This window comes from Streptococcus moroccensis, assembly GCF_030812835.1.
Classification (GTDB): domain Bacteria; phylum Bacillota; class Bacilli; order Lactobacillales; family Streptococcaceae; genus Streptococcus; species Streptococcus moroccensis.
In genome coordinates this window covers 1-26,602 of sequence record NZ_JAUSTM010000001.1, presented here as the reverse complement: position 1 = coordinate 26,602, position 26,602 = coordinate 1, and the positions used below count along the sequence as shown (strand labels likewise).

24 protein-coding genes are annotated in these 26,602 nt (G+C 42.8%); 20 read left to right on the top strand and 4 right to left on the bottom strand.

What is annotated here, in order from left to right; translation table 11 throughout:
- The first annotated feature begins 123 nt into the window (after nucleotides 1–123).
- The 11 genes from murD (at nucleotide 124) to ileS (ending at nucleotide 12,701) form a co-directional block, all read left to right on the top strand.
- On the top strand, nucleotides 124–1,485 hold the full coding sequence (gene murD, locus J2S23_RS00120; protein WP_307120734.1) for a UDP-N-acetylmuramoyl-L-alanine--D-glutamate ligase: 1,362 nt from the start codon (nucleotides 124–126) through the stop codon (nucleotides 1,483–1,485).
- Entirely contained in the window at nucleotides 1,486–2,559 is a 1,074-nt protein-coding gene (locus J2S23_RS00115; RefSeq protein ID WP_307120733.1) for a UDP-N-acetylglucosamine--N-acetylmuramyl-(pentapeptide) pyrophosphoryl-undecaprenol N-acetylglucosamine transferase, read from the top strand. It begins immediately after the preceding gene.
- 17 nt (nucleotides 2,560–2,576) lie between these two features.
- Nucleotides 2,577–3,815, top strand: a complete 1,239-nt coding sequence (locus tag J2S23_RS00110) for a cell division protein FtsQ/DivIB (protein WP_307120732.1) — start codon at nucleotides 2,577–2,579, stop codon at nucleotides 3,813–3,815.
- 124 nt (nucleotides 3,816–3,939) lie between these two features.
- Nucleotides 3,940–5,295, top strand: a complete 1,356-nt coding sequence (gene ftsA / locus J2S23_RS00105) for a cell division protein FtsA (protein WP_307120731.1) — start codon at nucleotides 3,940–3,942, stop codon at nucleotides 5,293–5,295.
- A 25-nt stretch (nucleotides 5,296–5,320) separates the two neighbouring features.
- Nucleotides 5,321–6,574, top strand: a complete 1,254-nt coding sequence (gene ftsZ / locus J2S23_RS00100) for a cell division protein FtsZ (protein ID WP_307120730.1) — start codon at nucleotides 5,321–5,323, stop codon at nucleotides 6,572–6,574.
- A 2-nt stretch (nucleotides 6,575–6,576) separates the two neighbouring features.
- Nucleotides 6,577–7,248: a YggS family pyridoxal phosphate-dependent enzyme gene (locus J2S23_RS00095; protein WP_307120729.1), complete on the top strand. Its 672-nt coding sequence runs from the start codon at nucleotides 6,577–6,579 to the stop codon at nucleotides 7,246–7,248.
- 11 nt (nucleotides 7,249–7,259) lie between these two features.
- Nucleotides 7,260–7,808 carry a cell division protein SepF gene (locus J2S23_RS00090; protein WP_307120728.1) on the top strand — a complete coding sequence of 183 codons (549 nt, stop codon included), beginning with the start codon at nucleotides 7,260–7,262 and terminating at the stop codon, nucleotides 7,806–7,808.
- A gap of 3 nt (nucleotides 7,809–7,811) precedes the next feature.
- Nucleotides 7,812–8,099, top strand: coding sequence for a YggT family protein (locus J2S23_RS00085; RefSeq protein ID WP_307120727.1), 288 nt, complete (start codon nucleotides 7,812–7,814; stop codon nucleotides 8,097–8,099).
- On the top strand, nucleotides 8,099–8,899 hold the full coding sequence (locus J2S23_RS00080) for a YlmH family RNA-binding protein (RefSeq protein WP_307120726.1): 801 nt from the start codon (nucleotides 8,099–8,101) through the stop codon (nucleotides 8,897–8,899). The genes J2S23_RS00085 and J2S23_RS00080 overlap by 1 nt, the downstream gene beginning before the upstream one ends.
- Nucleotides 8,899–9,654 (top strand): DivIVA domain-containing protein, encoded by a 756-nt coding sequence (locus tag J2S23_RS00075; protein WP_307120725.1) that lies wholly within the window; start codon nucleotides 8,899–8,901, stop codon nucleotides 9,652–9,654. Before J2S23_RS00080 ends, J2S23_RS00075 begins: the two co-directional genes overlap by 1 nt.
- A 254-nt stretch (nucleotides 9,655–9,908) precedes the next feature.
- On the top strand, nucleotides 9,909–12,701 hold the full coding sequence (ileS, locus tag J2S23_RS00070) for an isoleucine--tRNA ligase (protein WP_307120724.1): 2,793 nt from the start codon (nucleotides 9,909–9,911) through the stop codon (nucleotides 12,699–12,701).
- An 88-nt stretch (nucleotides 12,702–12,789) separates the two neighbouring features.
- Here ileS and J2S23_RS00065 read toward each other — a convergent pair whose 3' ends face one another.
- Nucleotides 12,790–14,664 (bottom strand): subtype A tannase, encoded by a 1,875-nt coding sequence (locus J2S23_RS00065; RefSeq protein ID WP_307120723.1) that lies wholly within the window; start codon nucleotides 14,662–14,664, stop codon nucleotides 12,790–12,792.
- Nucleotides 14,665–14,789: 125 nt separating this feature from the next.
- Between J2S23_RS00065 and J2S23_RS00060 the strand changes: the two genes are divergently transcribed.
- Complete coding sequence (locus J2S23_RS00060) at nucleotides 14,790–15,431, top strand: Crp/Fnr family transcriptional regulator (RefSeq protein WP_307120722.1); 642 nt, start codon at nucleotides 14,790–14,792, stop codon at nucleotides 15,429–15,431.
- A 97-nt stretch (nucleotides 15,432–15,528) separates the two neighbouring features.
- Here the strand turns inward: J2S23_RS00060 and J2S23_RS00055 are convergent, their stop codons facing one another.
- From J2S23_RS00055 to J2S23_RS00045, 3 genes are all read right to left on the bottom strand, one after another.
- Nucleotides 15,529–15,837, bottom strand: a complete 309-nt coding sequence (locus J2S23_RS00055; protein WP_307120721.1) for a DUF1827 family protein — start codon at nucleotides 15,835–15,837, stop codon at nucleotides 15,529–15,531.
- Nucleotides 15,838–15,876: 39 nt separating this feature from the next.
- A complete protein-coding gene (locus J2S23_RS00050) occupies nucleotides 15,877–16,320 on the bottom strand; it encodes an NUDIX hydrolase (RefSeq protein WP_307120720.1) in 444 nt (147 codons plus the stop codon).
- 158 nt (nucleotides 16,321–16,478) lie between these two features.
- Entirely contained in the window at nucleotides 16,479–18,728 is a 2,250-nt protein-coding gene (locus tag J2S23_RS00045) for an ATP-dependent Clp protease ATP-binding subunit (RefSeq protein ID WP_307120719.1), read from the bottom strand.
- A gap of 177 nt (nucleotides 18,729–18,905) precedes the next feature.
- On the opposite strand from J2S23_RS00045, the gene argF reads away from it, so the two are divergent.
- The 8 genes from argF to J2S23_RS00005 all read left to right on the top strand — a co-directional run bounded on the left by argF (nucleotide 18,906) and on the right by J2S23_RS00005 (nucleotide 26,455).
- Nucleotides 18,906–19,895, top strand: coding sequence for an ornithine carbamoyltransferase (gene argF / locus J2S23_RS00040; protein WP_307120718.1), 990 nt, complete (start codon nucleotides 18,906–18,908; stop codon nucleotides 19,893–19,895).
- A 32-nt stretch (nucleotides 19,896–19,927) separates the two neighbouring features.
- Nucleotides 19,928–20,947, top strand: coding sequence for an N-acetyl-gamma-glutamyl-phosphate reductase (gene argC, locus J2S23_RS00035; protein WP_307120901.1), 1,020 nt, complete (start codon nucleotides 19,928–19,930; stop codon nucleotides 20,945–20,947).
- Nucleotides 20,948–20,958: 11 nt separating this feature from the next.
- The gene (argJ, locus tag J2S23_RS00030) at nucleotides 20,959–22,152 is read left to right on the top strand and encodes a bifunctional glutamate N-acetyltransferase/amino-acid acetyltransferase ArgJ (protein ID WP_307120717.1); all 1,194 of its coding nucleotides are present in this window, start codon (nucleotides 20,959–20,961) and stop codon (nucleotides 22,150–22,152) included.
- 45 nt (nucleotides 22,153–22,197) lie between these two features.
- Nucleotides 22,198–22,938 carry an acetylglutamate kinase gene (gene argB / locus J2S23_RS00025; RefSeq protein WP_307120716.1) on the top strand — a complete coding sequence of 247 codons (741 nt, stop codon included), beginning with the start codon at nucleotides 22,198–22,200 and terminating at the stop codon, nucleotides 22,936–22,938.
- Between the two features lie 18 nt (nucleotides 22,939–22,956).
- Complete coding sequence (locus J2S23_RS00020; RefSeq protein WP_307120715.1) at nucleotides 22,957–24,087, top strand: acetylornithine transaminase; 1,131 nt, start codon at nucleotides 22,957–22,959, stop codon at nucleotides 24,085–24,087.
- A 405-nt stretch (nucleotides 24,088–24,492) separates the two neighbouring features.
- Nucleotides 24,493–24,723, top strand: a complete 231-nt coding sequence (locus J2S23_RS00015) for a DUF1797 family protein (protein WP_307120714.1) — start codon at nucleotides 24,493–24,495, stop codon at nucleotides 24,721–24,723.
- A 316-nt stretch (nucleotides 24,724–25,039) separates the two neighbouring features.
- A complete protein-coding gene (locus tag J2S23_RS00010; protein WP_307120713.1) occupies nucleotides 25,040–25,720 on the top strand; it encodes an amino acid ABC transporter permease in 681 nt (226 codons plus the stop codon).
- On the top strand, nucleotides 25,721–26,455 hold the full coding sequence (locus J2S23_RS00005; protein WP_307120712.1) for an amino acid ABC transporter ATP-binding protein: 735 nt from the start codon (nucleotides 25,721–25,723) through the stop codon (nucleotides 26,453–26,455).
- Nucleotides 26,456–26,602 lie beyond the last annotated feature (147 nt).

The following is a 26,602-nucleotide window of genomic DNA, read 5'->3' as shown; positions in this document are numbered from 1 at the left end:
TTCCGGACGGGGATGAAACAGAAAACGTGTGTTTTCTGTCTCATCTCCGTTCTTTTCTTGAAAATATCAGGTTTTCAAGGTAGAATAGTAAGAAAAACGACGCGTTAAAGAAAAAGAGATAGTATGAAAAATCCCACAACTTTTGAAAATCAAAAAGTCCTTGTCTTAGGTCTAGCAAAATCTGGTGAATCCGCAGCTCGATTATTGAGCCAATTAGGGGCTATTGTGACCGTTAACGATGGTAAACCTTTTGAGGAAAACCAAGCCGCTCAAGGCCTCTTAGAAGATGGCATCAAAGTAATTTGTGGCAGTCATCCAACAGAACTCTTAGATGAAGACTTTGCCCTCATGGTGAAAAATCCAGGTATTCCCTACACCAATCCTATGGTAGAGCGTGCCCTTGAAAAAGAGATTCCAATTCTAACAGAAGTTGAGTTGGCTTATTTGGTGTCAGAAGCACCAATCATTGGGATTACAGGGTCAAACGGTAAAACAACAACGACAACCATGATTGCTGAGGTGCTAAATGCTGGTGGACAAGTTGCTCATCTAAGTGGTAATATTGGATTTCCAGCTTCTGGCGTTGCTCAAAAAGCGACTAAGAATGATACCCTGGTGATGGAGTTATCGAGTTTCCAACTGATGGGAATTGACGACTTTAAGCCACATATTGCCGTGATCACTAATCTCATGCCGACACATTTGGACTATCATGGTGATTTTGATAGCTATGTGACCGCAAAGTGGCAATTGCAGAAAAACATGACAGAAGAGGATTACCTCATTCTGAATTTTAACCAAGATACAGCTAAGTATTTGGCAGCACAGACCCAGGCCACCATCGTGCCTTTTTCAACAGAAGAAAAAGTTAACGGGGCATACCTCTTAGATGGAGTTCTTTATTTTCAAGATGAGCCCATTATGTCAGCGACCGCTGTTGGTGTCCCTGGACTTCACAATGTCGAAAATGCACTTGCGACAATTGCTGTTGCCAAACTAACGGGTATCGACAATGAGACTATCAAGGAGATCTTGATGCATTTTGGTGGGGTTAAGCATCGCCTGCAATATGTTGGAGAGGTCCAAGAAGTTAAATTCTTTAATGATAGTAAGTCAACTAATATTCTAGCCACTCAAAAGGCTCTTTCAGGCTTTGACAATGAAAAGGTTATCTTGATTGCAGGTGGTCTTGATCGAGGCAATGATTTTGACGAATTGGTGCCTGATTTAAAAGGGTTGAAACATATGGTTATTCTTGGAGAGTCTACGCCTCGTATGGTCGAGGCTGCAGAGGCTGCAGGAGTTCCTTTTGTGACGGCAACTGACATTGCAGATGCGACATGTCAAGCCTTTGAGCTAGCAACTTCTGGTGATACAGTCCTTCTCAGCCCTGCCAATGCGAGCTGGGATATGTATGCCAACTTTGAAGTTAGAGGAGATGTCTTCTTGGAGACTTTTGCGCAATTAAAAGAAACGGTATTATAAATGAAGAAAATAGTATTGACTGGAGGAGGAACGGTAGGGCATGTGACCCTCAATCTCCTCCTTATTCCAAAGTTACTTGAAGATGACTGGGATGTTCACTACATTGGAAACAAAGAAGGCATTGAGCATAGTCAAATAACAGAGTCGGGCTATCCTGTGACCTATCATGGGATTTCTTCTGGTAAGCTTCGTCGCTATTTTAGTTGGGAGAACCTCAAAGACGTCTTTAAAGTGATTTGGGGTGTCCTTCAGTCTTTTTTTATCATGCTCAAGCTCAGACCACAAGCCCTTTTTTCAAAAGGTGGATTTGTGTCAGTGCCTCCGGTTATTGCTGCTAAGCTAGCTGGCGTTCCAGTATTTATTCATGAATCGGATTTGTCTATGGGTCTTGCCAATAAAATTGCCTATAAGTTTGCTAGTAAGATGTACACAACCTTTGATCAAGGGCATGGTTTGACAAAAGCAAAACACATCGGGGCAGTCACTAAGGTCGTTGAAGCAGCTGAGAAGTTACCAGATGGCCTTAAACCGGTCCTAGAAGTATTTGATGCCAAAAAGCCAACCCTCTTATTTGTAGGGGGCTCTGGTGGTGCCAAAGTATTTAATGAGTTTATCACAAATCACAAACTGGTTCTGACGCAAAACTACAATGTTATTAACTTAACAGGAGATGAAACGCTTAACGACTTAAGCCAAGGTCTCTATCGCTTAGCTTACGCAACAGACCTTTATCAGCCCTTAATGAGTCTGGCCGATATCGTGGTGACACGAGGTGGATCCAATACGATTTTTGAACTCTTAGCCATGAAAAAACTTCATGTGATCGTGCCACTCGGTAAAAAAGCTAGCCGTGGTGACCAGCTTGAGAATGCTGCTTATTTTGAGAAACAGGGCTATGCACCAACCCTTCAAGAAGACGCATTGACAGTTGCCAACTTAAATCAGATGGTTAATCAATTACTGGCCCAAAAAGAGACTTATGAGCAAACCATGGGCCAATCAAAAGAAATCCAAACGTTAGAGAGTTTTTACCAACTCTTAATGACGGATATTAATAGCAAAAAAGAAAATTAATTAAGAGAAGAGTTATTATGTCTGAAAAAGATACTTCCCATGAGGCATGGGGCGAAGAGAAAGAGCAGGAATCTAGCAAAACCATCGACTTAGCCGAGTGGTTGCGTAAAAACCATGCTTATCTTGAAAAAAGAGCTAGAGAAAAGGCTGAAAATCCACCATCGGATGCTCTCATTTCAGACATGGATGGGTTGATTTCTGAGTCAGACAGTTTTTCAGAACAGGCTAGCCATGGTATGGAAGACGAAGGTCAAGATTTTGATCAGACCAGTGAGTTATCCGAAAAACATGAAAACATGGAGAGTCCTGAGCTGGTAGATTTAGACTCCTCTCAAGAGGCACTCAATTCTGAGGAAGAAGAGACAGCTCCATCAGATGATACAGCAGATGGCCAAAGGGATGAAGAAGAGTCTGAAACAGAATCTGAAACCGAAACGGATGCTACTGAAGAGCCTGAAGAAGGTGAAGAATTAATTCAGGAAGGAGCTCCTGCTGTAGCTGATGAGGCTTTGCCAGAACGGACAGACGCACACCAAAAACAGCCTCTTTTTTGGAAGTGGGGATTAAAAGAAAAAGGCGCTTTACGTCTAGCAACCCTCGTTTTGGCAGTATTGTTGACCATTGTGTTTGCGGGATATTTTGTATCTCCTTTGTCTAAAGTTAAAACGATGACGGTTGAAGGTCAAAGTCAAGTCAGTGCTGAAGATATTCTTGCTAATACAGGGATTTACAAAGAAGACTACACGCTGACGACCTTTTTCAAACAAGATCAAATGGTTAAATTGATCGAAGAGAAGGTTGTCTGGGTTAAGGATGCAGCGGTTTCTTACCAGTTTCCGACCGACTTTAAGATAACTGTTGAAGAACATCAAGTGATTGGCTATGTCAAAGATGGCAATATTTACCATCCAGTGCTATCTAGTGGCGATGTTCTTGATTCAACAGTAGCTACTGAAAATCTCCCGTCTCCTTTTTTAACATTTGAGTTGACGGATTTAAGTCAGATTAAAGAATTTATTGTTAATCTATCCAAGTTAGAGCAAGCCTCACCCCTGTCAAGGTTCCTGAGCGTCAAGCATACCCCAACAAATGCCACAGAAGACCTGTTAACGATAGAGACTGTTGAGGGCCATACCATCATGGTTCCTTTATCAGAAGTAGCTGTAAAATTGCCCTACTATGAAAAAGTGATTAAAGATCTTTATGTGCCAAGCTATATAGATATGGAAGTCGGCATTTTTACCTATGCAAAATAATTCAAAAAGAAAGAAAAAACACTAGGTTTTCAGCTATTTTATGGTATAATGAAATTTGGATAATTCTAAATAAATAAGATTATTTTAAACTGAGAGCAATCAAAGGACAGAGAGGACTGATGTAATGGTTAGAGATGGCTTCTTTACAGGTTTAGATATTGGGTCAAGCTCAATCAAAGTGCTTGTAGCAGAATTTGTAAATGGTGAATTAAATATTATTGGCGTGAGTAACGCTAAAAGTGCTGGTGTAAAAGACGGTATTATTATTAATATCGAGGTGGCTGCTTCAGCTATTCGTAAGGCTTTAAAAGAAGCTGAAGAAAAGGCTGGTGTTGCTATTGATAAAGTGAGTGTTGGACTTCCAGCTAACCTCCTACAGATTGAACCAGCACAAGGGATGATTCCGGTAACGAGTAACTCCCAGGAGATTACAGATCAAGATGTAGACAATGTTATCAAGTCTTCCTTGACCAAAAACATGACGCCTGAGCGTGAAATTGTTGCTTTTGTTCCTGAAGAATTCATGGTTGATTCGTTTGCAGGCATTAAAGACCCACGCGGGATGATGGGGATTCGTTTAGAAGTTCACGGTCTTCTCTATACTGGGCCTAAGACTATCTTACATAACCTACGTAAGACCGTTTCTCAAGCTGGCGTAGCTGTTGATAATATTATCATCAGTCCATTGGCTATTGGGCAATACGTCCTCAACGAAGGGGAACGTGAGTTTGGAACCACAGTCATTGATTTGGGTGGCGGTCAAACTACAGTTGCTTGTGTTAGCAATCAAAAACTGGTTTATACAAATGTTTACCAGGAAGGTGGCGATTACGTCACTAAGGATATTTCAAAAGTTCTCACAACGTCACAATCCATTGCAGAAAACTTGAAATATAACTTTGGTATTGCCTATCCCGCACTTGCCAGTCACAAAGAAACAATGCAAGTGGACGTTATTGGAGAGAGTTCTCCAAAGGATATTACAGAAGTCCATCTATCAGAAATTATTGCAGCCAGACTGCAACATATTCTTGACCGCGTGAAGCAAGACTTAGACAGAACGCATAACCTTGACCTTCCTGGTGGCATTGTACTAATTGGTGGCGGCGCTACTATTCCAGGTGTTGTAGAGCTGGCTCAAGATGTGTTCAATCGTCCGGTTAAACTTTATGTGCCGAATCAAATTGGTATTCGTAACCCTGCCTTTGCCCATGTTATTAGCATTGTGGAATACGCTGGTAATATGGATGATATTGAACAAATCGCTCAAGCAGCGGTCAATGGGGAAGAGTACTTACGGTCTAAACCGATTGATGTACCGAACTACCGCCCAGCACCGCAGGGTAGTAACCAACAAATCGATGATAACCCTTATGTGGCTGTAGATGATATGCCAAATTATGCCGCTAATGATGACGATGACAATCGTCAGAAGCTTGGAGATAAGGTTCGTGGTATTTTCGGTAGCATGTTTGAATAATAAGTAAAAGAAAAGGTGAATAGTTATGACATTTTCATTTGAAGCGGCATATGCCCAAGGCGCTGTCATTAAAGTAATTGGTGTCGGCGGTGGTGGCGGAAACGCAATTAATCGTATGATTACAGAAGGTGTTGCTGGTGTTGAATTTATCGCAGCTAACACGGATGTTCAAGCCTTGAGTAATTCTAAAGCAGAAACCGTTATTCAGCTCGGTCCGAAATTAACTCGTGGTCTTGGTGCCGGAGGTCAACCTGAAGTTGGTCGTAAAGCAGCAGAAGAAAGTGAAGAAACCATTCGTGAAGCCTTGAATGGTGCAGATATGGTCTTTATCACTGCTGGTATGGGTGGTGGCTCAGGTACAGGAGCTGCTCCAGTTATTGCGCGTGTCGCTAAAGAAATCGGAGCCTTAACAGTAGCAGTTGTGACTCGTCCATTTGGTTTTGAAGGTGGCAAACGTGGCAATTTTGCCATCGAAGGGATTAATGAGTTACGCAACAATGTTGATACCTTGTTGATTATTTCCAATAATAACTTGTTAGAAATTGTTGACAAGAAGACACCTCTTCTTGAAGCTTTGAGTGAAGCAGACAATGTTCTTCGTCAGGGTGTTCAAGGGATTTCAGACTTGATCACTAATCCAGGTCTCATCAACCTTGACTTTGCAGACGTGAAAACAGTTATGGAGAACAAGGGGAATGCTCTTATGGGTATCGGTATCGGTACTGGTGATGAGCGTGTTCAAGAGGCTGCTCGTAAGGCTATCTATTCTCCTCTCCTTGAAACAACTATTGACGGCGCTGAAGACGTTATTGTTAATGTCACTGGTGGTCTTGACATGAGCTTGATTGAAGCAGAAGAAGCTTCTGAAATTGTTCATCAGGCAGCTGGCAAGGGTGTCAACATCTGGTTGGGTACTTCAATCGATGAAAGCATGCAAGATGAAATCCGCGTAACAGTTGTTGCGACAGGTGTTCGTCAAGAACGTGCTAATGCAGTGTCTGGTTTTGGTAACGACACAGCGACAGCATCACGCCCAGCACCAAATCCTTATGAACGAAATTTTGATATGGCAGATCGGTTTGAACAACCTTCTGCACCTCAATCTTCTCGTCAAGAAGCACCTAAAGGAGCTTCGTTTGGAGATTGGGATCTCAGACGCAACAATATCGTTCGTCCGTTGACTGAAACTCACGGTGTCTCTGTTGAAAAATATACTCCAGCAGATGATTTTGATAATGATGAAGAATTGGATACACCACCGTTCTTCCGTAACCGTTAAAAATGACTCTTAAAGCGAATGCTCAACAGGTTTTTGACAAGGTTTCACAGGCCTGTCAAGCAGCTGGTGTTCCTGAATCATCTGTAAAAGTAATAGCTGTCACAAAATATGTTGACAGCTCTATTACTAAAGAACTGATTGATGCTGGGGCTACAGATTTAGGAGAAAATCGAGTTGATCGTTTTTTGGAAAAAAAGACGCAGTTAAAAGACGAACATGTCAAATGGCATTTTATAGGAAGTCTTCAGCGTCGTAAGGTAAAGGATGTTATTAATGAAGTTGATTATTTCCATGCTTTAGACTCCTTAAAACTTGCAGCGGAAATTCAAAAAAGGGCGAATCGACCAATCAAGTGTTTTATACAGGTTAACATTTCTAAAGAAGAGAGCAAACACGGTTTTCAAGTAGAGGAGCTAGAGTTAGTTTTGCCTGAACTAGCAACCTACACGAACATTGAGCTTGTTGGCCTGATGACAATGGCACCATTTGATGCTGATCCTACAACCATCAAGGCTATTTTTGACCAAACAGAAGCCCTGCGTCAAACCATTCAACACCAAGGTTGGGCAAATATGCCGATGACGGAACTGAGTATGGGAATGAGTCAGGATTACCCACTTGCCATAGCAGCAGGGGCAACCTATGTGCGTATTGGTACAGCATTTTTCAAGTAAGGACATAACGTATGGCATTATTAGATAAAATCAGTAGATTGATGGGTTATTTTGACACAGATGATGTGTCTGATGAGGATTTTGAGGATTTTACTGAATATGAAAAGGAAGTGCCCGTAGCAACAACTCCTAAACCTGAACCTCCCCAATTCACTGAAACCAGACAAGAAAGAACAAAACCAATGGCAAATCAAGCAGTAGCAACCCAAATGAGTCACAAGGATGTTGCGCGTAATGCAGAATCTCGTCATGCGCATGCAGAAGTGACAACTATAGACATTAAGTTTCCTAAAAAATACGAAGAAGCCCGTGAAATTGTCAATCTTTTGTTGCAGGAAGTCAGTGTCTTAATTGATTTTCAACACATGACAGACTCACAAGCAAGACGTTGCATTGATTATTTAGATGGCGCACGCTTTGTCTTAGATGGTAATTTGAAAAAAATCTCATCAACCATGTGGTTATTGACGCCTGCTAATGTTGTCGTTAATATTGAAGATATGGGATTACGAGGAGAACCTAGTGATTCCCAATATGATTTTGATATGAAACGTCGGTAAATTATGATTCAATTAATTCAATACATAGCAATTGTCTTTACTAGGGTGATTGAGGTTTATTCCTTTATTTTGGTGGTGTATGCCTTGATGTCATGGTTTCCTGGGGCCCATCAAAGTAAATTAGGACAAATCATAACACGAATAGCAGAACCCTATATCAGCATTTTTAGAAGGTTTAATTTAACTTTCGGGATGATGGACTTCTCAGTGGCTGCAGCAATTCTTTCCTTGCAGGTCATTCAAATGCTTGGTATTCGTTTGTTAAATATGCTTTTAATAATCTTTTTGTGATGGCAAGTAAAACAGATTCTAATTCCTTATTTCAACATTTCAATGCCGATGAGAAGGTCTTTGTTGAAAAAATGCTTGACAAGATTGATCAGGTTCAAACTCAATATGCCATTGCCCTAACACCTTTTTTGAATCCTAGAGAAAGAGATATCACGGTTTCTTTGGTGAAAAGGGCAGGATTGCAAGTTTATAGTAGCGATCTTCTAATGCCTACTGAGTTTTGCCGATTGCTTATAGCAGCAGATTATTATGTCTTAGAAGAAAGAGATTTTGAGATTCAACTTCTGGAGCTTCAGTATGCCAGAAAGTTTAACACGCTAACCCATTCTCAGATTTTAGGCAATTTAGTCAATCAATTAGGGATTCAAAGGCACTTGCTTGGCGACATTATTTTGGGTGAGGAAACAACACAAATTGTGCTAGATGCTAAGTTAAGTCAACTGGTGATTCAACACATTACTAGACTGTCGAGAGTTCCTGTGACATGGCGGGAAGTCCCTTACTCAAAATTAGTGATGCCTAACGAAGTGACGTCAATAAAGCAGCTCCTAACAACTAGTCTTCGACTGGATAGTTTAATTGCGTCGGCTTACAACTTGTCTCGACAAGAAGCGTCTAAATTGATTGAACAACACAAGGTTAAATTAAACCATCAACTGATGGAAAACCCAAGCTATTCCCTAAAAATAGGTGACTTGGTTAGTTGCAGAGGTTTTGGTCGTTTTAAAATTGACGAAGACAATGGCTTAACCAGACATGGCAAACATAAATTGGTGATTACCAAAATTGGAGGAAAATAATGGCTCTTACACCTTTAGATATTAGAGATAAAACCTTTGCGGGTAAATTCCGTGGTTACAATATCCAAGAAGTGGATGAATTTTTAGATATTGTAACTCGCGATTATGAGGATTTAGTCCGTAAAAATCTTGAACAAGAAACAACAATCAAAATGCTTAACGAGCGTTTGGCTTACTTTGATGAGATGAAAGAATCTCTCAGTCAGTCTGTCATTTTAGCTCAAGATACTGCAGATAAGTTAAAAGCAACCTCTGCCAGTGAAAGTCAAAACATCATCAAGCAGGCTGAGCATGATGCGGCGTTCCTATTGGACACAGCTAAAGCTAAAGCCAACGAAATTCTTCGTGAAGCCACAGATAATGCTAAACGTGTAGCAGTAGAAACAGAAGAGCTTAAAAATAAATCTCGTGTCTTCCAACAACGCCTTAAGTCTACGATCGAGAGTCAATTGGCCATTGTGGATTCCTCCGAATGGGAAGAAATTCTACGCCCGACAGCTACATACCTTCAAACTAGTGACGAAGCCTTCAAAGAAGTAGTAGCAACAGCTCTTTCTGAAGAAGTTCATACGCATGAAGATGACTCACTAGACATGACGCGTCAATTGTCACCAGAAGAATTGGCAGAAATCGCTCGTCGTGCTGAAGAAGCCAACCAAGAGTTGCAAGCTTACCAAGAAACACAAATTTTAAATCGACAAGAAATCACAGACGCTGTTCAGCAAGCTGAAGCAGAGTCGGTTGATCTTTTCTAAATATATCTCAGCAAAAACACGAGATACTCCTATATGTTCAGCGAGCAGGCGTTGGTGGAAGGCCTGTCATCCCTAGGAAATGTCTTATCCTTTTGCAGATTCTGACTGAACAGTGCATTAAGTCAGGAGGTTTAGCACCCCTTACGTGCCAAGAGGGATAGGGGATACCCCTGTCTAAATTAAGGTGGTACCACGAAACTGTCGTCCTTAGCGATCGTTTTGTGGGCCCTTTTTTGATGAATAAGGAGTTGAAGATGAAATTAAAAGAAACACTAAATCTGGGCCAAACAGCTTTTCCAATGCGAGCTGGTTTGCCTAACAAAGAGCCTGAGTGGCAAAAAGCTTGGGATGAAGCGGAGCTTTATAAGAAGCGTCAAGAGTTGAATGCTGGAAAACCTGGTTTTCACCTCCATGATGGACCTCCCTATGCGAACGGGAATATCCACGTCGGCCATGCATTGAATAAGATTTCAAAGGATATCATTGTGCGTTCCAAATCGATGATGGGCTATCAAGCACCGTTTGTACCAGGTTGGGACACACACGGTCTTCCAATTGAGCAGGTCTTGGCTAAGCAGGGTGTTAAACGCAAAGAAATTGACTTGGCTACCTATCTTGAAATGTGTCGCGATTACGCTCTGTCTCAAGTGGATAAGCAACGTGACGATTTTAAACGTTTAGGTGTTTCAGCAGACTGGGAAAATCCTTACATCACCTTGACACCAGATTTTGAAGCTGCTCAAATTCGTGTTTTTGGGGCTATGGCGGATAAAGGCTTTATCTACCGCGGTGCTAAGCCAGTTTACTGGTCATGGTCTTCAGAATCTGCCTTAGCAGAAGCTGAAATTGAATACCATGATATTGATTCGACCTCGCTTTATTATGCTAACAAGGTCAAAGACGGTAAAGGGGTCCTTGATACAGACACCTACATTGTCGTCTGGACGACTACACCATTTACCATTACAGCGTCACGCGGCTTAACGGTTGGACCTGATGTCCCTTACGTAGTGGTCAAACCTTCTGGATCGGATCGTAAATACCTCATTGCCGAAGCCTTGGTGGATAGCCTTGCGGCTAAATTTGGCTGGGAAACCTTTGAGCTCGTGGCGACTTACAAAGGCTCAGAGCTTGAATACATCGTGACAGAGCACCCTTGGGATGAAGCGGTGGATGAGCTGGTTATACTAGGTGAACATGTGACGACTGACTCTGGTACAGGGGTTATCCATACGGCACCGTCATTTGGTGAGGACGACTACAATGTCGGTATGAAATATGACCTTGAAGTCTATGTAACGGTCAATGAGCGTGGTCTCATGAATGAACTAGCGGGTCCTGACTTTGAAGGACAATTCTATGATAAGGTCCTGCCAACAGTGACTGAAAAACTGGGTGATCTTTTGCTGGCTTCAGAAGTGATTAACCACTCTTATCCATTTGATTGGCGGACTAAAAAGCCAATTATCTGGCGGGCAGTGCCTCAGTGGTTTGCTTCTGTCTCTAAATTCCGTCAGGAAATCCTTGATGAAATTGAAGCGACCAACTTCTATCCAACATGGGGGAAAACACGTCTCTACAATATGATTCGCGACCGTGGTGACTGGGTTATCTCTCGTCAGCGTGCTTGGGGTGTGCCATTGCCAATCTTTTATGCAGAAGACGGCACAGCCATCATGACCAAAGAGGTAACAGACCATGTAGCAGCTCTCTTTGAAGAGCACGGCTCTATCATCTGGTGGAAATCTGAAGCTAAGGACCTTCTACCAGCAGGCTTTACGCATCCTGGTTCGCCAAATGGCCTCTTCGAAAAAGAAACAGATATCATGGACGTGTGGTTCGATTCAGGGTCTTCTTGGAATGGGGTGATGAATGCCCGTGAAGGTCTATCTTACCCAGCAGACCTTTACCTTGAAGGGTCTGACCAGTACCGTGGTTGGTTTAACTCATCTTTGATCACATCAGTAGCAGTCAATGGGCATGCACCTTATAAATCAGTCTTGTCACAAGGTTTTGTCCTTGATGGTAAGGGTGAGAAAATGTCTAAGTCTAAAGGGAATATCATTTCACCAAATGATGTTGCAAAACAATACGGAGCTGAAATCTTGCGCCTATGGGTTGCTTCTGTTGATACAGACAACGATGTACGTGTGTCTATGGATATCTTAGGACAAGTTTCTGAAACCTACCGTAAGATCCGTAATACCATGCGTTTCTTGATTGCTAATACTAGTGATTTTGCACCATCAGATGCGGTCGCCTTTGAAGACTTGCGCCCTGTTGATAAGTACATGACCTTGAAGTTTAACCAATTGGTCGCTCAAATTACAGACGCCTATGAAAAATATGACTTCATGGCTATCTACAAGAGCGTGGTTAACTTTATTACCATTGATCTGTCAGCCTTCTATCTGGATTTTGCCAAGGATGTGGTCTACATTGAAGCAGCAGAGAGTCCTGTTCGTCGTCAAATGCAGACCGTCTTCTATGAGATTTTAGTTAAATTGACCAAGCTCTTAACACCAATCTTGCCACATACCGCAGAAGAAATCTGGTCATACTTAGAGCACGAAACAGAAGAATTTGTTCAACTCTCAGAAATGCCAGAAGTTGTGGATTATGCTTCTTATGATACCATTTTAACGGATTGGGAAAACTTTATGACCTTCCGGACTCAGGCGCAAAAGGCCTTGGAAGAAGCGCGTAATGCGAAAGTCATCGGGAAATCCTTAGAAGCGCACTTGACGGTCTATGCGCCAGAACCTGTTCGTGTTATGTTGGCGACTCTAGGCAGTGATATTGCGCAGTTGCTGATCGTATCGCAATTAACCATTTCTGAAGAGACGGCTCCAAGTGATGCTGTTGTCGTTGATGAGATTGCCTTTACAGTAGAGCGCGCTACGGGAGAGGTGTGTGAGCGTTGCCGTCGTATCGATGAAACAGTAGCAGAGCGTCCTTATCATGCGACAATCTGTGACCACTGTGCTCAAATCGTTGAGACAGCCTTCCCAGAAGCAGTTGCTGAAGGCTTTGAAGTGAAAGCTTAATAACAGTTATCTGGACGGTTAAACGGATAGTATAAATTAACATTACTAAAACACCTTACTACATTTTTAGTAAGGTGTTTTTGCTGCCTTATTCTTGATTTTTTAAACTCTCATTGATCCAATTGATAAAGTTTTCGGTTGAATCACCAGAGACTTCAGCATTGGTATGACCTTGTCCCCAAACGGTGGCAAAGTCGACATTCTCGATACCGTAGTTCTCGAGGGCAAGGGCAAGATTAGCTTCAGTTGAGAGGGCAGTATCGCCTTGATTGATACCTGAACGAATCCGCCAGTATTTAGCGACCGTTGATGTTCCAGTGCCATCGTAGTAGTCTGAAAGGTAGTAGAGTGGTGTATACATATTGATACGTGTGGTTAGATCAGTACCGAGACTATCTGTCAAGGACATGTCTTCCTCGTAAGCTGATTCATAACTGGTTCCTTTGAGAATCTCAGTCATGCGTGAGTCCCAGTGAGTGCTAGAGCCATCAACACCGAAGAGTTGATTTTCCCCTTGGGCTTCGTTGAGGTCATCAAAGGCACCGACATCTTTGGAAGGATTTTTAAGGTATTTAACAAAATCAGCTACGCTGGGAATGGTGGCAGTATTGGTTGATGCATCATAAGTAACCCACTCACCATTAGCATTGAGGGCATCAATATAGGCTTCGACAGTGTCGTAGGTCCCTGAGAGGCTCAAGGCAGAGCTAGATGAGGAGCTACTGCGTGTAATCCCGTCAGAAGCTTCTAAAGAAGCTTCTGTATCGTCTGAGCTACTAGTTGTGTCAGAGTTAGATTCACTAGTAGTGGTACTGTCTGATGTACCTGGAGCTTGTCCAGATGGTGCTTCGCCACTAGGCATTTCACCAGTTGGTGGTTCTCCGCTTGGCATTTCCCCAGAAGGTGCTCCGCCTCCGCCAGGCATGCCAGATGAACTTGAGCTAGCATCGTAAGGGAAGGTTGTATTTTCTAAGAAGGTATTAAGGGAATCTTCAATCGTTTCCTTGATAAAATCATAGTAACTACCCGCTTGGTAAATACCTTCATCAGAAGCTTCCAAGGTTAAGGTATTTCCGTCACTGTCTTTGAGACCAAGGTCGTTGATGTATTCAGCGTAGGCTGTAGCTAGATCATCTGAGATTGCCTGAGTTTCATCATCCAAGTCGGTACGGGCAGAACCTAGATTCCATTCGTAAGCGAGGTTTCCAGTATCGAGGTTGGTAATCGGTACCCACGCCATGACACCTGAGATAGCGTCAGAGACTCCTGTGGCAGCACCGATCTCTTCTAGATAAGCGTCATACAAGGCACTGTCTCCAGATGCGCCCAAGATTGAGGCTTGTGCTCCACCACCAGATGTTCCAAAGGCAAAGATAGTTTCAGTATCGCCAGCAATATTGCCTTGGTTGTAACGGATATAGCGAATAGCAGCCTTAGCATCAGTTACGCCTAATGGTGCTCCACTATCTCGACCTCGTAATCCAGCAGAAACATAAATCATTCCTTCGGCAGTGTAAGTTGCTGCTTCACTGCTATAGTCTGTCAGAGCTGACATGGCTGAATAGCCTGGCGTATTGATTGGGATAACGATAGGAGCTGTTTCAGCAGTGTACTGACCAACTGTAGTATCCGTGTTGAGTTCTGCCGTATAAGTGCCATCGCCATTATCAGTGGCGGTCATGTAATCACCTGGAACAAAGATAGAGAGAGTCTGCTGATCCGCATCAGCGGGGTTGGCAGCATAGGAAATGCCAATCTGGTAGTAAACATTGTCATCGGCATTATAGAGCCACTTACTGTTATCGACTTGATCCAGTGTGGTCGAAACCTCTCCAGTGGATAGGGAGGAGGTTGACGCGGTTGTCTCTGTAGAAGTACTTGACGTGCTTGTCGCACAAGCGGTTAATAAAGCTCCAGTAGCCAGTAAGGTGACACCTGCTATGAACCATTTTGTTTTTGCCATCGGTTAAGTCCTCTTTTCATCGAAATTGTTAACGGGATAGTGTATAATAAAACTATCATTGTGTTATTCTAACGGGATTGACGAGAAATTACCATAACCTATGTTAAGATTTAAGGAGGATTGGGATGGATTTAGCATTCTTTAAGAAATCAGGTGAACACCAAACCGTTCCTAAGGGCGAGGTCATTACAGTCACTCGAACCCAAGAAAGCATTTCTGCTATCTATTTCTTAGAAACCGGAATAGCGTCATTGATGTCTATCAATGAAAAAGGTGAGAAACAAACATTTCAATATTTTACCAAACCAGGCTTTTTAAATAGTATCCCCTATTTAACCCGGTCACGCCTAGGTTTTGAAAATGACCGTGAAATTGAAGTCATCGCAAAATCATCCTGTGATGTTTGGAAAATACCGGTTGATCGTTTTGAATGCTATCGAAACAATCCTGATTTTTTAAATCTCTTGTTAGATAATGTGCTTCAGGACTATATTTTTGCCATGGATAAGCAGCAAAATGGATCTAATGGGAATACATTGTCAAATCTTTGCCAGTTTATCGATCAATACGCTCAGCCTGGAGATTCCTATCGTCGTCTCAATAAACTCTTTACCTATGCTGAAATCGCTAGTTTTTTACAGGTGCATGAAGTTTCTGTCGCTAGGCTCATGAAAGAGTTAAAAGAAGCTGGAGTAATCGTCAAAGAAGGTCATGAATTAGTGATACGAGATGAAGAAACCCTAAGACAATGGCAGTATATCCAGTAAGACAGGATGTTGTGTTTGGTCAAAATCGGTCTTCGTCATCAGGAAAAAGTCCAAACTAAAAAGCAACCCCCAGTTGAAGTGAACTGGGGGTTTATGGTTATTGTGGTTTGATAATGGGGATTGACATTTCAATCAGAGTTGGGCAAACCAAGGTTTGGATATTTTCTTGGTCAATAATAGTCGTGTCTATTTTTCGTTTTAAAAAGAAAGCTCTAATTTTTTCAACTTCTTCATGACGGATAGCGCGGTGCTTATTACTGATTAGAAGTTCGTAGTGTTTAGGCGCCTGTGTGAAAATGACATCAGTATTTCCAGCAGAATAGGTCTCTACCAATGTCGCATCAGTGTTTTCAAGTTGGTTGGTCACGAGTTCAGCGTGACTGTTTGTTGTATTGATTAATTTCATGACAATCTCCTTTTCAATCTTGAGCGCATGAGTTTAGGGTCACTGTCTTTTTTGCCATTCTTGGATGCCCCATTGATGGCTGCCACGCTTGAGATGAGTGATGGCTTCGCCTATTGGGAACCATGCGAGGTGGTTAAAGTCCTCTAAGGGTTGCTGGACTTCTGAAAAAGAGGTGACAGCATAGAGGTGGGCAGGATGATAGTAGTGAGTGTCGCGGTGGCGCGAGTAAAAATACTCATCAGCTTGACCTAGGTAGTCTCCAATTGTCGCAGTAAATCCTAATTCTTCGATAAGTTCTCGAGTGAGGGCTTGCTCATGATTTTCACCAGCTTCGATTTCTCCACCCGGTAAAAACCAAGCTCCGTTCGGTGCTTGAACTAGAATAATTTCTGTTTTTTCTGGATTTGGGATAATCGCATAGACGCCATACCGATTCTGATAATCAGCTCCGTCTACCTTTTGACCAAAAGTTGGGTTTGCCATGGGCTTCTCCTTCGACACCTCGGATGGGATGATGTCCTCCCAAGTATCAGCAGGGTATCATCTTCAAATCCTTTTGTTCTATTATACTAAAAAATTAGAATTTTGGTGATTTTAGAGTAAAAAACTCTTAAACATTTTCAGTTTAAGAGTCATAAAAACTACTTTTTGACGTCATCGACAGGGACAGTTTCGGCTGTTTTTTTGGCTGCTTTAATCACAATATTACCAGCAGACGTCATGACAGCACGGAGGTCTTTCTCAGTTGGATTTTCCAAGTAGAAGTCTGTAATAGCGTCTTCGATATGATCCTGAATGGTTCTACGGAGTGGTCTAGCTCCCATTTTAGGGTCATAACCCAGATCGACTAATTTTTCCTTAACCTTATCGGTTACATGTAGCGTGATACCGTTTTGGGCGAGCCTATCGTTAACGGTTGCTAACATGAGATCAACAATCTTGAGGAGATTGTCTTTGCTGAGGCTTTGGAATTCGATGATGCCGTCAAAACGGTTCATGAATTCTGGACTGAAGAAGTCACCGAGTTGTCCGAGAACAGAGTTTGTCCGGTTCTCACGGGCCGCCCCAAAGCCAACCGACGCTTCAGCTTTGCCAGTACCAGCATTAGACGTCATGATGATAATGGTATCCTTGAAGCTGACAGTGCGACCTTGACCATCCGTCAGACGACCGTCGTCTAAGACCTGTAGGAACATGTGCATCACATCTGGATGGGCTTTTTCAACCTCATCTAAGAGGATAAGTGAGTAAGGATTGCGACGGACTTTTTCTGTCAATTGGCCAGCTTCTTCGTAGCCGACGTAGCCTGGAGGGGCTCCGACGAGTTTGGCTGTACTGTGTTTTTCCATGTACTCGGACATATCAAAGCGAATCATACTATCGGCAGAGCCAAAGAGTTCAATAGCCAGTTGTTTAGAAAGCTCGGTTTTACCGACACCCGTTGGCCCGACAAAGAGGAAGGAGCCGATCGGACGGTTAGGTGCGCCGAGTCCAACACGATTACGGCGGATAGCCTTAGCAATCTTGTCAACGGCCTCGTCTTGGCCAATCACTTGCGACTTGAGGTCGCTAGCGAGATTGATCAGCTGACTTTGCTCTTTTTCTTTGAGGTCACCGACCGGAATATTAGTCTTGCGCTCGACGATGGCTTCGATTTCTTTTTCAGAAATGACAGGAATATCTTTCTCGTCGAGAGTTGCTTTTTGCATTTCCTTGAACTTAGCAATTTGGTCACGGAAGTAGGCTGCTTTTTCGTAGTCTTCATCGCGCGTGGCTTGTGCCTTGAGATTTTCAGCTTCCACCAAACGTTGGTCGATTTCTTTTGGATCGACAAAGTTGAGTGTTAGGTTCATCTTAGAACCCGCTTCATCCAAAAGGTCAATGGCCTTGTCTGGCAAGAAGCGGTCTTGGATGTAACGATTGGATAAAGTTGCAGCGGATTCGATGGCTTCATCAGTGTAACGAACATGATGGTAGTCTTCGTAACGCTTTTGAATCCCTTTTAGAATGGTAATGGTTTCCTCGACACTTGGCTCATCCACACGAACAGGCTGCATGCGGCGTTCCAGGGCTGCGTCTTTTTCGATAATACGGTATTCATTGAGCGTAGTAGCCCCCACTAATTGGAGCTCGCCACGAGCAAGAGCTGGTTTCAAAATGTTTCCAGCATCCATATTCCCATCACCAGCAGCACCAGCTCCGACGATTTCATGGATTTCATCGATAAAGAGAATAACATCTTGGCGCTCACGAATTTCTTCCATGAGTTTTTGCATGCGCTCTTCAAACTGGCCGCGGATACCTGTTCCTTGAACAAGGCTAACCACATCTAAGCGGATGACTTGTTTGTTTTGGAGTTTATGGGGAACATCAGCATCGACGATTTTCTGGGCAAGTCCTTCAACGACAGCGGTCTTACCAACACCTGGTTCTCCGATCAGAACGGGGTTATTTTTGGTACGACGGTTAAGAATTTCGATCACACGAACAATTTCCTCATCGCGTCCAATAACAGGATCGATGCCTCCACGATGAGCAATCTCAGTGACATTGATTCCAAACTCATCCAAGAGGCCCTGTGGTTTAGGTGGCTGTTGATTTCCACCACGGTTGCCACCATTTCCACCCTGACGGCCAGCTTGAGTTGGAGGTGTTTGATTACCTGGGCCCTGCTGAGGACGTTGGAAGTTGCTTAAATTATCAAAGAAGTCATCAAAAGGACTTTTTTGTTGGTTTTGGATATTGGATAACCCACCTAATATAGGATTTTCTGGGTCTGTTTTCATAATTTGATAACAATTTTGGCAGAGGTCAACCTGCTGTTGGCGACCATTGAAATTGCTATATAGGTGAATGGTTGCATCGTTAATTTGACAGTTATGACAAAGCATTGAAGTACCCCTTTTCTAGAAGATAAGATTTTTCCACCGAAAGGTCAAAGATGGTCAAATCATGATTTCATTATATCACTTATTAGGGAGAATGCAAGAAAAAAGTTTTCTTTAGGACTTGACTATTTTTCATGATTATGCAATAATTACATAAATATTCAAAAAAGGTGATATAATATGCAATCGTTTGTAAAAGAAATAGACTTCAGTAAAAGTGAAATACTTAGTTTAATCGAGTTATCTATAACATTTAAGACATTAAAGAAAAATAAAATTTCGCATAAATATTTAGAAGGCAACAATATTGCTCTGATATTTGAAAAAGCATCGACACGAACAAGAGCAGCCTTCACGGTTGCCGCTCAGGATTTGGGAATGGCAGCCACCTATCTGGGTGCGAGTGAAATTCAGCTCGGAAAAAAAGAATCTGTTGTCGACACAGCTAAGGTTTTAGGATCAATGTTCGACGGGATTGAATACCGCGGCTTTTCCCAGGAAGATGTCGAAACCTTAGCTCAACACGCAGGGGTGCCAGTGTGGAATGGGCTAACGGATACTTGGCATCCGACCCAGATGATTGCAGATTTTATGACCTTAAAAGAAAGATTTGGTTATTTAGAAGGACTGACTATCGCCTACTTGGGAGATGGGCGAAACAATGTTGCTAATTCACTCTTAGTAACGGGAGCTATGTTAGGTCTCCACGTTAAAATCATTGCGCCTAAAGACCTGCAACCAGACTCAGAAATTGTAGCCATCGCTCAGCAATTGAGCCATGGGAATACACTGACCATCACAGAAGATGTAACTGCTGTTGAAGGGGCAGATGCCCTCTATACGGATGTCTGGGTGTCCATGGGAGAGGATGTCGACTTTAAGGAGCGGATTGATCAGCTTTTGCCTTATCAAATCAACCAAGCCTTACTGGCTAAAACCAATAAATCAGAAACGATTGTACTGCATTGTTTACCAGCTTTCCATGATAAAAACACTCTTATTGGTCAAGAAATCTATGAAACATATGGATTGGAAGCGATGGAAATCACGGATGATGTGTTTCAGGAGCAGGCAGATGTCATTTTCCAGGAGGCTGAAAACCGCCTACACTCCATCAAGGCCATTTTATACATGACAATGACAGGAAACGATCACTTACCAAAAGCATAATCGACAGAAGAAGGGGAACGTATATGGAGACTATCAAGGCAGCTATTATCGGGGTTACAGGTTACAGTGGCATAGAATTGTACCGCTTACTGAGACAGCACCCACATATTGAAGTGCAAAGTGTCCATGCCAGTCAATCCGTAGGACAAAATCTCAGCGACTTGTTTCCCCATATCGGTAATGGACAGGAGATCATAATAGAAGCTGTAGATTCTGAGCAAATCATGAAGACTGTTGACTTGGTATTTCTAGCTACACCAAGCGGTTACTCCAAGGACATGGCTGGTCTCTTTTTAGAGCAGGATTTCCCAGTGGTGGACTTGTCTGGAGACTATCGCCTACCCGCTGAAGCCTATGAAAAATGGTATGACAAACCTGCAGCGCCTGCTTCAGAGCAAGAGCGATTCACCTATGGCCTGAGTGAATGGACAAACTTATTTGGCAAAAAATTTATTTCGAATCCTGGTTGCTACGCAACGGCGACGCTACTAAGTCTGCTTCCTTTAGTTGATATTATTGATGAAAAAAGCATTATTGTGGATGCTAAATCGGGACTTACGGGAGCTGGAAAAAGCTTAACTGCGTCCAGTCATTTTGTTCAAGCCTATGGCAACTACAGCACTTACAAGCTGAATCGCCATCAGCACATTCCAGAAATCATGCAGGTGTTACAGGCGCATAACCCAGATATTCCTCACCTTCAATTTTCAACGTCTCTTCTTCCTATTAATAGAGGTATCGTCGCAACCAGTTACCTTCATTTAAAAGATGGAATGACAGAAGAAGATGTTGATCTTGCTTTTAAGGAGGCTTATAAGGAAAGTGCTTTTGTTCAGTTACATGGGCATCAATTTCCAGATTTACACCAGGTGGTCGGCTCTAACCGCGTCGCTATTGGTTGGGAATACAATCCCCGAACAGAGGTTCTAACCGTTATGACAGTACTGGATAATTTAATTAAGGGTGCTGCTGGCCAAGCCATTCAAAATGTCAACCTCATGTACGGTTTCCCAGAAACAGCAGGATTGGATAACCTCGCTAGTTATATATAAAAGGAGAAAAAATGAAGATCATCGAAGGAACCATTGCCTCACCAAAAGGATTTTCAGCAGATGGTGTAAACGCTGGTTTTAAGCGCAAAAAACTAGATTTTGGTTGGGTTGTTTCAAGTTGTCCAGCCAGCGTTGCTGGTGTTTATACAACCAACCAAGTCATTGCAGCTCCTTTAGTCGTCACACGAGACACAATCGCTTCTAGTGGAAAAATCCAGGCTATCGTGGTGAACTCAGGAATTGCCAATTCATGCACAGGCCAAGAAGGTTACGATAATGCCTTATTAATGCAGAAGTTAACAGCTGAAACGCTTGGTCTTCCGGTGGAATATGTGGCTATCGCTTCAACAGGACTGATCGGAGAACAACTTTCCATTGATAAGGTTAAAGTCGGTTTGGACAGCCTTGAGAAAGGAGGAAATCCAGCATTATTTGCGCAGGCCATTTTAACAACAGACTTAAAAACCAAAACAATCGTGATGGAAGAAGAAATTGCTGGGACAACCATTACCATGGCTGGGGTGGCTAAGGGCTCAGGGATGATTCATCCCAACATGGCGACCATGCTAGGGTTCGTGACCTGCGACGCTAATATTTCCAGTGATTTGCTGCAAAAAGCGCTCAAGAAAGAAGTAGAGACAACCTTTAATCAAATCACAGTTGATGGCGACACGTCGACCAATGACATGGTTCTGGTTCTGGCGAATGGCTGTGCAGACCATGAGGAAATCAAGGACAATACGCCTGAATATGCAACCTTTTGCCAACTGCTCAACCAGACCATGACCATCTTAGCCAAAAAGATAGCAGAAGATGGTGAAGGGGCTACTAAGCTGATTCAAGTGGATGTTGATGGCGCTCCTGATGATCTTTCTGCCCGCATGATTGCTAAAACAGTTGTGGGGTCGAGTTTGGTAAAAACGGCTATGTTTGGAGAGGATCCCAATTGGGGACGGATCTTGTCAGCAGTCGGCTATGCGGGTGTTCATTTGAATGTTTCTGCTGTCGATTTATATCTGGCAGATATTCCAGTTTTGAAGGGGTCGGCTCCTGTTCCCTATGATCAGGACATAATGGCAGAGCGACTTGGTCAGGATACGATTATCATTCACGTTCATCTCAATCAAGGACAGGGACAAGGACGAGCTTGGGGCTGTGACTTATCTTATGACTACGTCAAGATTAATGCCCTCTACCATACGTAAATTATCAAAAGTAAAACAAATCTGAGCAAGAGGAAGGTCAGAATTATGAAAGAAATTATTGTCATTAAACTTGGTGGTGTAGCAGCGACATCCATTACACCGAAATTCATCAAAATCGTTAAAGAGTGGCAAGGTCAGGGCAAGCAAATTGTTATCGTCCATGGTGGAGGATTTGTGATCGATGACCTGATGGCCAATTGCCAATTGCCTATTGAGAAACTAGACGGTCTCAGAGTCACTTCTAAGAAAGCGATGATTTGTGTTGAACAAGGACTGTGTCAGATTGTAGGACCAAGCCTTACTCAGACTCTGAATGATGCTGATTTGGACGCTTTGCAAATTCACCAAAAATTACCCCAGATTCTGAATGTTGATTACCTCGATCAAGCTCGATATGGCCAAGTCGGAACCGTAACAGGTGTTTCTTTGGACTATATCACAAAGCTTCTGGATCAAGGGATCATCCCTGTTCTACCTTCAATGGGTCAAACAGAGGATGGCGAATGGCTCAATATCAATGCCGATGATGTTGCTAGCCAGTTAGCGGTCGGCCTCCAAGCAGCGCAATTGATCATGATGACAGATGTTGCCGGTGTCAAGGAGTCAGGCAATATTCTTGAGCAACTGACACCTCAGGATGTTACCCAAAAAATTGATTCAGGAATTATTACAGGGAATATGATTCCGAAGGTTCTTGGGGCGACTCAGGCTGTCTTATCAGGAGTAGGAAGGGTTTCTATCGGACAAACCCTCTACGGAGGCACCCATGTCCTAAAAGGAGCATAATCAGAAAAAGGAGGCGCTATGAGTCATCTATTTCCAAATTACCATCGGTCGCCAATTACTTTTGTCAAGGCAGAAAACAATAGCTTGTACGATTCTTCTGGCAAGGCCTATCTCGATTTTTCAAGTGGTATTGGGGTCACCAACTTAGGTTTTCACTCTGCACTGGTTGCAAGCCTTTCAGAGCAAGTGCAAACCCTCTGGCACACACCGAATCTGTATCAGAATCCTTTGCAAGAAGAAGTGGCCGATCTTCTGATTGGTGAGAGAGATTATCTAGCCTATTTTTGCAACAGCGGGGCTGAAAGCAATGAAGCAGCGATTAAATTAGCCCGGAAAGCAACGGGCAAGTCTGACATCATCGCCTTTAAAAACTCTTTTCATGGCCGAACGTTTGGAGCCATGTCCGCAACAGGACAAGAAAAAATCCAAAAAGGCTTTGGTCCGTTACTATCTGGCTTTCAATATGCTAGCTTTAATGACCTTGCAAGCGTGGAAGCTTTAATTAGTGAAAACACTGCTGCAGTGATGCTGGAATTGGTTCAGGGCGAATCGGGCGTTCATCCTGCTGATAAGGCATTTATCAAGGGTCTTGAAACCCTGTGTCATGAGCAGAATATCCTGCTAATCGTGGACGAGGTTCAGACAGGCATGGGGCGCACAGGAACGCTGTTTGCCTTTGAACAGTACGAGATTGAACCTGATATCGTCACCCTTGCCAAAGGTTTAGCTAATGGTGTTCCAGTGGGAGCCATGTTAGGCCGGACTTCTTTAGCCCATGCTTTTGGTCCAGGTAGCCATGGATCGACCTTTGGGGGCAATGTCCTTGCCATGTCTGCCAGCAAAGCCACACTTCAGATTTTAAAAGAACCTGGTTTTCTGGAAGAAGCCTCTGCCAAAGGAGACTACTTAATGACCCAGCTCAAAGATAAGCTTCAGGACTGCGTATCCGTCTTTGATTTGAGAGGTCTTGGCTTAATGGTTGGGATTGAGACAAGTTTAGAGTTAAGCAAGGTTGTTGAGCAAGCTAGAGCAGGAGGGTTGATTCTCCTGACTGCTGGCACCAACACCATCCGTCTTTTACCGCCATTGACTGTGACTTCTGCAGAGATTGATCAGGCGGTAAATGTCCTCCAAAAAGTATTAGCCTAGTGTGGTTAACAAATGATGAATGGGTAGAGAAATCCAATTGTTTCAACTGGTTTCTCACCCACTTTTATGATTTCTCAGGACAGGGAAGAAGGGCTTTCTCTGTACGCCTTTTTACCGGAGAAAGGTCTCTCTAGATAACTAGGGCAGTCGTTCTCCTTATTCAATCCTCCCCATTTTTTATGGAGATTTTGGTTAAATGTCACCGCTTTTGTGATTATCATCGTCTAAAAACAAAAAGGAAACAGCGTTAAACAGAGCCTTAGCTTGGTTTTTGGTGTTTTTCCTAGGCTAACCGGCTCTTTTTATGGTAAAATAGAGACATAGATTAGAATTGTAGCTGAAATAATTGGTTTTGAGAACGAATAAATAACTCAAGCGTGTTTCAGCGGTTTAAAGGAGAAAAACATGGAATCACATTTGGTGAGAATTATCAATCGACTTGAATTGATGGCTAAAGATGGTGGCACGTTAAAACGGAATTTTGAGCGCGACGGCGTTGTTGTTGCTGAAGTATCCTATAGCTTCGATGAAGAAAATGGGTCTATTTTTACATTACGTGATGTTGAAGCGCATGAGACGTACACCTTTGACTCTATTGATTTGATTGCGATGGAAATTTACGAATTGCTTTACTAAGCGAATTGTTTAAAAAGCTTTGGTTCTGTTTAACAGAGCCAATTTTTTGTGTCATCATAGGTGCAGATTATGTCACAGAATAGAGAGAAGTCGTGTATCTACACACTGACAATCAAGAAAATTAGCCAAGGCAGTAGCGGATAGAAGGGGCGGTTATCACCTTAAAACAATACCCCTACGGTCGCATTTAAGTGTCTCATCTTAAAGAAGGGGGGATTTCCTAATATTTAAGAGATTTTGATTAAATCAGGTTCGGCTATATTGCATTATTATGCAAATCATTGTATAATATGATTTATCTAGAAACGGAGACCTTATGAATCTTTCATTTTTACCAGATTTTTGGCCCTATTTTAATTATGGTGCCCTGATTACTCTTATCATTTCTCTTTGCGTTGTCTTTTTTGGAACGATTTTGGGAGTGCTGTTGGCATTGGCTCAACGGTCTAAATGGCGCGTGTTAGGCTGGTTAGCCAGTGTTTATATTTGGATTTTCCGTGGAACACCCATGGTTGTTCAAATCATGATTTCCTTTATTCTTATTCGGATATCTGCTCCAATTGTCGAAATTGGGATTTTGGATATGGATTTATCAAGACTGCTACCCGGGATAATCATTATTTCAATGAATAGTGGGGCTTATGTCTCTGAAATCGTGAGGGCAGGGCTAAATGCTGTCCCATCCGGTCAGATGGAAGCTGCTTATTCCCTTGGTATGCGTCCGTGGCCAACCATGCGCTATGTTATCATGCCACAAGCTATTAAAAACATTTTGCCAGCTTTAGGGAATGAATTTATTACCATTATTAAGGATAGTTCTCTCCTGTCGACAATCGGAGTTATGGAGCTGTGGAATGGGGCGACAACCGTATCAGTTACGACCTACTTGCCTCTCAGTCCTTTGCTCTTTGCGGCAGCTTATTACTTGGCCATGACCAGTTTAATGTCCTTTGTCGTTAAACAAGCCGAGAAACGTTTGAATAAGGGAGGCAATTAAATGCAAGATCCGATTATTGATATCAGAAACCTTTACAAATCCTTTGGAGATAATGAGGTTTTAAAAGGGATTAATTTAACGATTAACCCAGGCGAGGTTGTCGTTATTATTGGTCCATCTGGCTCAGGGAAATCAACCCTTCTCAGGTCTATGAATCTGCTAGAGGATGCAACAGATGGCCAAGTCATTTTTGAAGGGGTCGATATTACAGATAAATCCAATGATCTCTTTAAAATGCGTGAAAAAATGGGAATGGTTTTTCAGCAGTTTAACCTTTTCCCCAATATGACCGTACTGGATAACATTACCCTTTCACCGATGAAAACCAAGGGCTTGTCTAAGGATGAAGCCGAGGCAAAAGCTAGAGCTCTGCTTGACAAGGTAGGGCTTCCGGATAAGGCAGAGGCTTACCCACAGAGTTTATCAGGGGGGCAACAACAGCGGATTGCTATCGCTAGAGGCTTAGCCATGGATCCTGATGTTCTCTTGTTTGACGAGCCAACGTCAGCACTTGACCCAGAAATGGTTGGGGAAGTTCTAGCCGTTATGTTAGACTTGGCCAAGTCAGGGATGACGATGGCTATTGTCACCCATGAAATGGGCTTCGCTAAGGAAGTGGCAGACCGGGTCCTCTTTATGGATGGTGGTGTCATTGTAGAAGAAGGCACCCCTCAGGAAATCTTTGAAACTCCTAGGGAAGAAAGAACGAAAGACTTTCTCTCAAAAGTCTTATAAGATAGAAATATTAGAGTAACACAGCTTGTCTTTTAAAAGATGAGCTGTTTTGTTATGTGACTTTAAGTCCGTTTCGCTCCGCAGGTGCGAAACAAATAAACCACCCGCTATGCGGGTGCGCATCGCTGGTTATACCAAAAAACTCCA

Coding starts and splice junctions, on each gene's coding strand:
- J2S23_RS00080 (WP_307120726.1), top strand. CDS start 8,099: ATGGCAAGTAAAACAGATTCTAATTCCTTATTTCAACATTTCAATGCC.
- J2S23_RS00045 (WP_307120719.1), bottom strand. CDS start 18,728: ATGCTTTGTCATAACTGTCAAATTAACGATGCAACCATTCACCTATAT.
- J2S23_RS00020 (WP_307120715.1), top strand. CDS start 22,957: ATGAGTCATCTATTTCCAAATTACCATCGGTCGCCAATTACTTTTGTC.
- J2S23_RS00050 (WP_307120720.1), bottom strand. CDS start 16,320: ATGGCAAACCCAACTTTTGGTCAAAAGGTAGACGGAGCTGATTATCAG.
- J2S23_RS00085 (WP_307120727.1), top strand. CDS start 7,812: ATGATTCAATTAATTCAATACATAGCAATTGTCTTTACTAGGGTGATT.
- ileS (WP_307120724.1), top strand. CDS start 9,909: ATGAAATTAAAAGAAACACTAAATCTGGGCCAAACAGCTTTTCCAATG.
- argJ (WP_307120717.1), top strand. CDS start 20,959: ATGAAGATCATCGAAGGAACCATTGCCTCACCAAAAGGATTTTCAGCA.
- J2S23_RS00110 (WP_307120732.1), top strand. CDS start 2,577: ATGTCTGAAAAAGATACTTCCCATGAGGCATGGGGCGAAGAGAAAGAG.
- J2S23_RS00065 (WP_307120723.1), bottom strand. CDS start 14,664: ATGGCAAAAACAAAATGGTTCATAGCAGGTGTCACCTTACTGGCTACT.
- J2S23_RS00090 (WP_307120728.1), top strand. CDS start 7,260: ATGGCATTATTAGATAAAATCAGTAGATTGATGGGTTATTTTGACACA.
- J2S23_RS00075 (WP_307120725.1), top strand. CDS start 8,899: ATGGCTCTTACACCTTTAGATATTAGAGATAAAACCTTTGCGGGTAAA.
- argB (WP_307120716.1), top strand. CDS start 22,198: ATGAAAGAAATTATTGTCATTAAACTTGGTGGTGTAGCAGCGACATCC.
- ftsZ (WP_307120730.1), top strand. CDS start 5,321: ATGACATTTTCATTTGAAGCGGCATATGCCCAAGGCGCTGTCATTAAA.
- J2S23_RS00015 (WP_307120714.1), top strand. CDS start 24,493: ATGGAATCACATTTGGTGAGAATTATCAATCGACTTGAATTGATGGCT.
- J2S23_RS00005 (WP_307120712.1), top strand. CDS start 25,721: ATGCAAGATCCGATTATTGATATCAGAAACCTTTACAAATCCTTTGGA.
- argF (WP_307120718.1), top strand. CDS start 18,906: ATGCAATCGTTTGTAAAAGAAATAGACTTCAGTAAAAGTGAAATACTT.
- J2S23_RS00060 (WP_307120722.1), top strand. CDS start 14,790: ATGGATTTAGCATTCTTTAAGAAATCAGGTGAACACCAAACCGTTCCT.
- murD (WP_307120734.1), top strand. CDS start 124: ATGAAAAATCCCACAACTTTTGAAAATCAAAAAGTCCTTGTCTTAGGT.
- J2S23_RS00010 (WP_307120713.1), top strand. CDS start 25,040: ATGAATCTTTCATTTTTACCAGATTTTTGGCCCTATTTTAATTATGGT.
- J2S23_RS00115 (WP_307120733.1), top strand. CDS start 1,486: ATGAAGAAAATAGTATTGACTGGAGGAGGAACGGTAGGGCATGTGACC.
- J2S23_RS00055 (WP_307120721.1), bottom strand. CDS start 15,837: ATGAAATTAATCAATACAACAAACAGTCACGCTGAACTCGTGACCAAC.
- J2S23_RS00095 (WP_307120729.1), top strand. CDS start 6,577: ATGACTCTTAAAGCGAATGCTCAACAGGTTTTTGACAAGGTTTCACAG.
- ftsA (WP_307120731.1), top strand. CDS start 3,940: ATGGTTAGAGATGGCTTCTTTACAGGTTTAGATATTGGGTCAAGCTCA.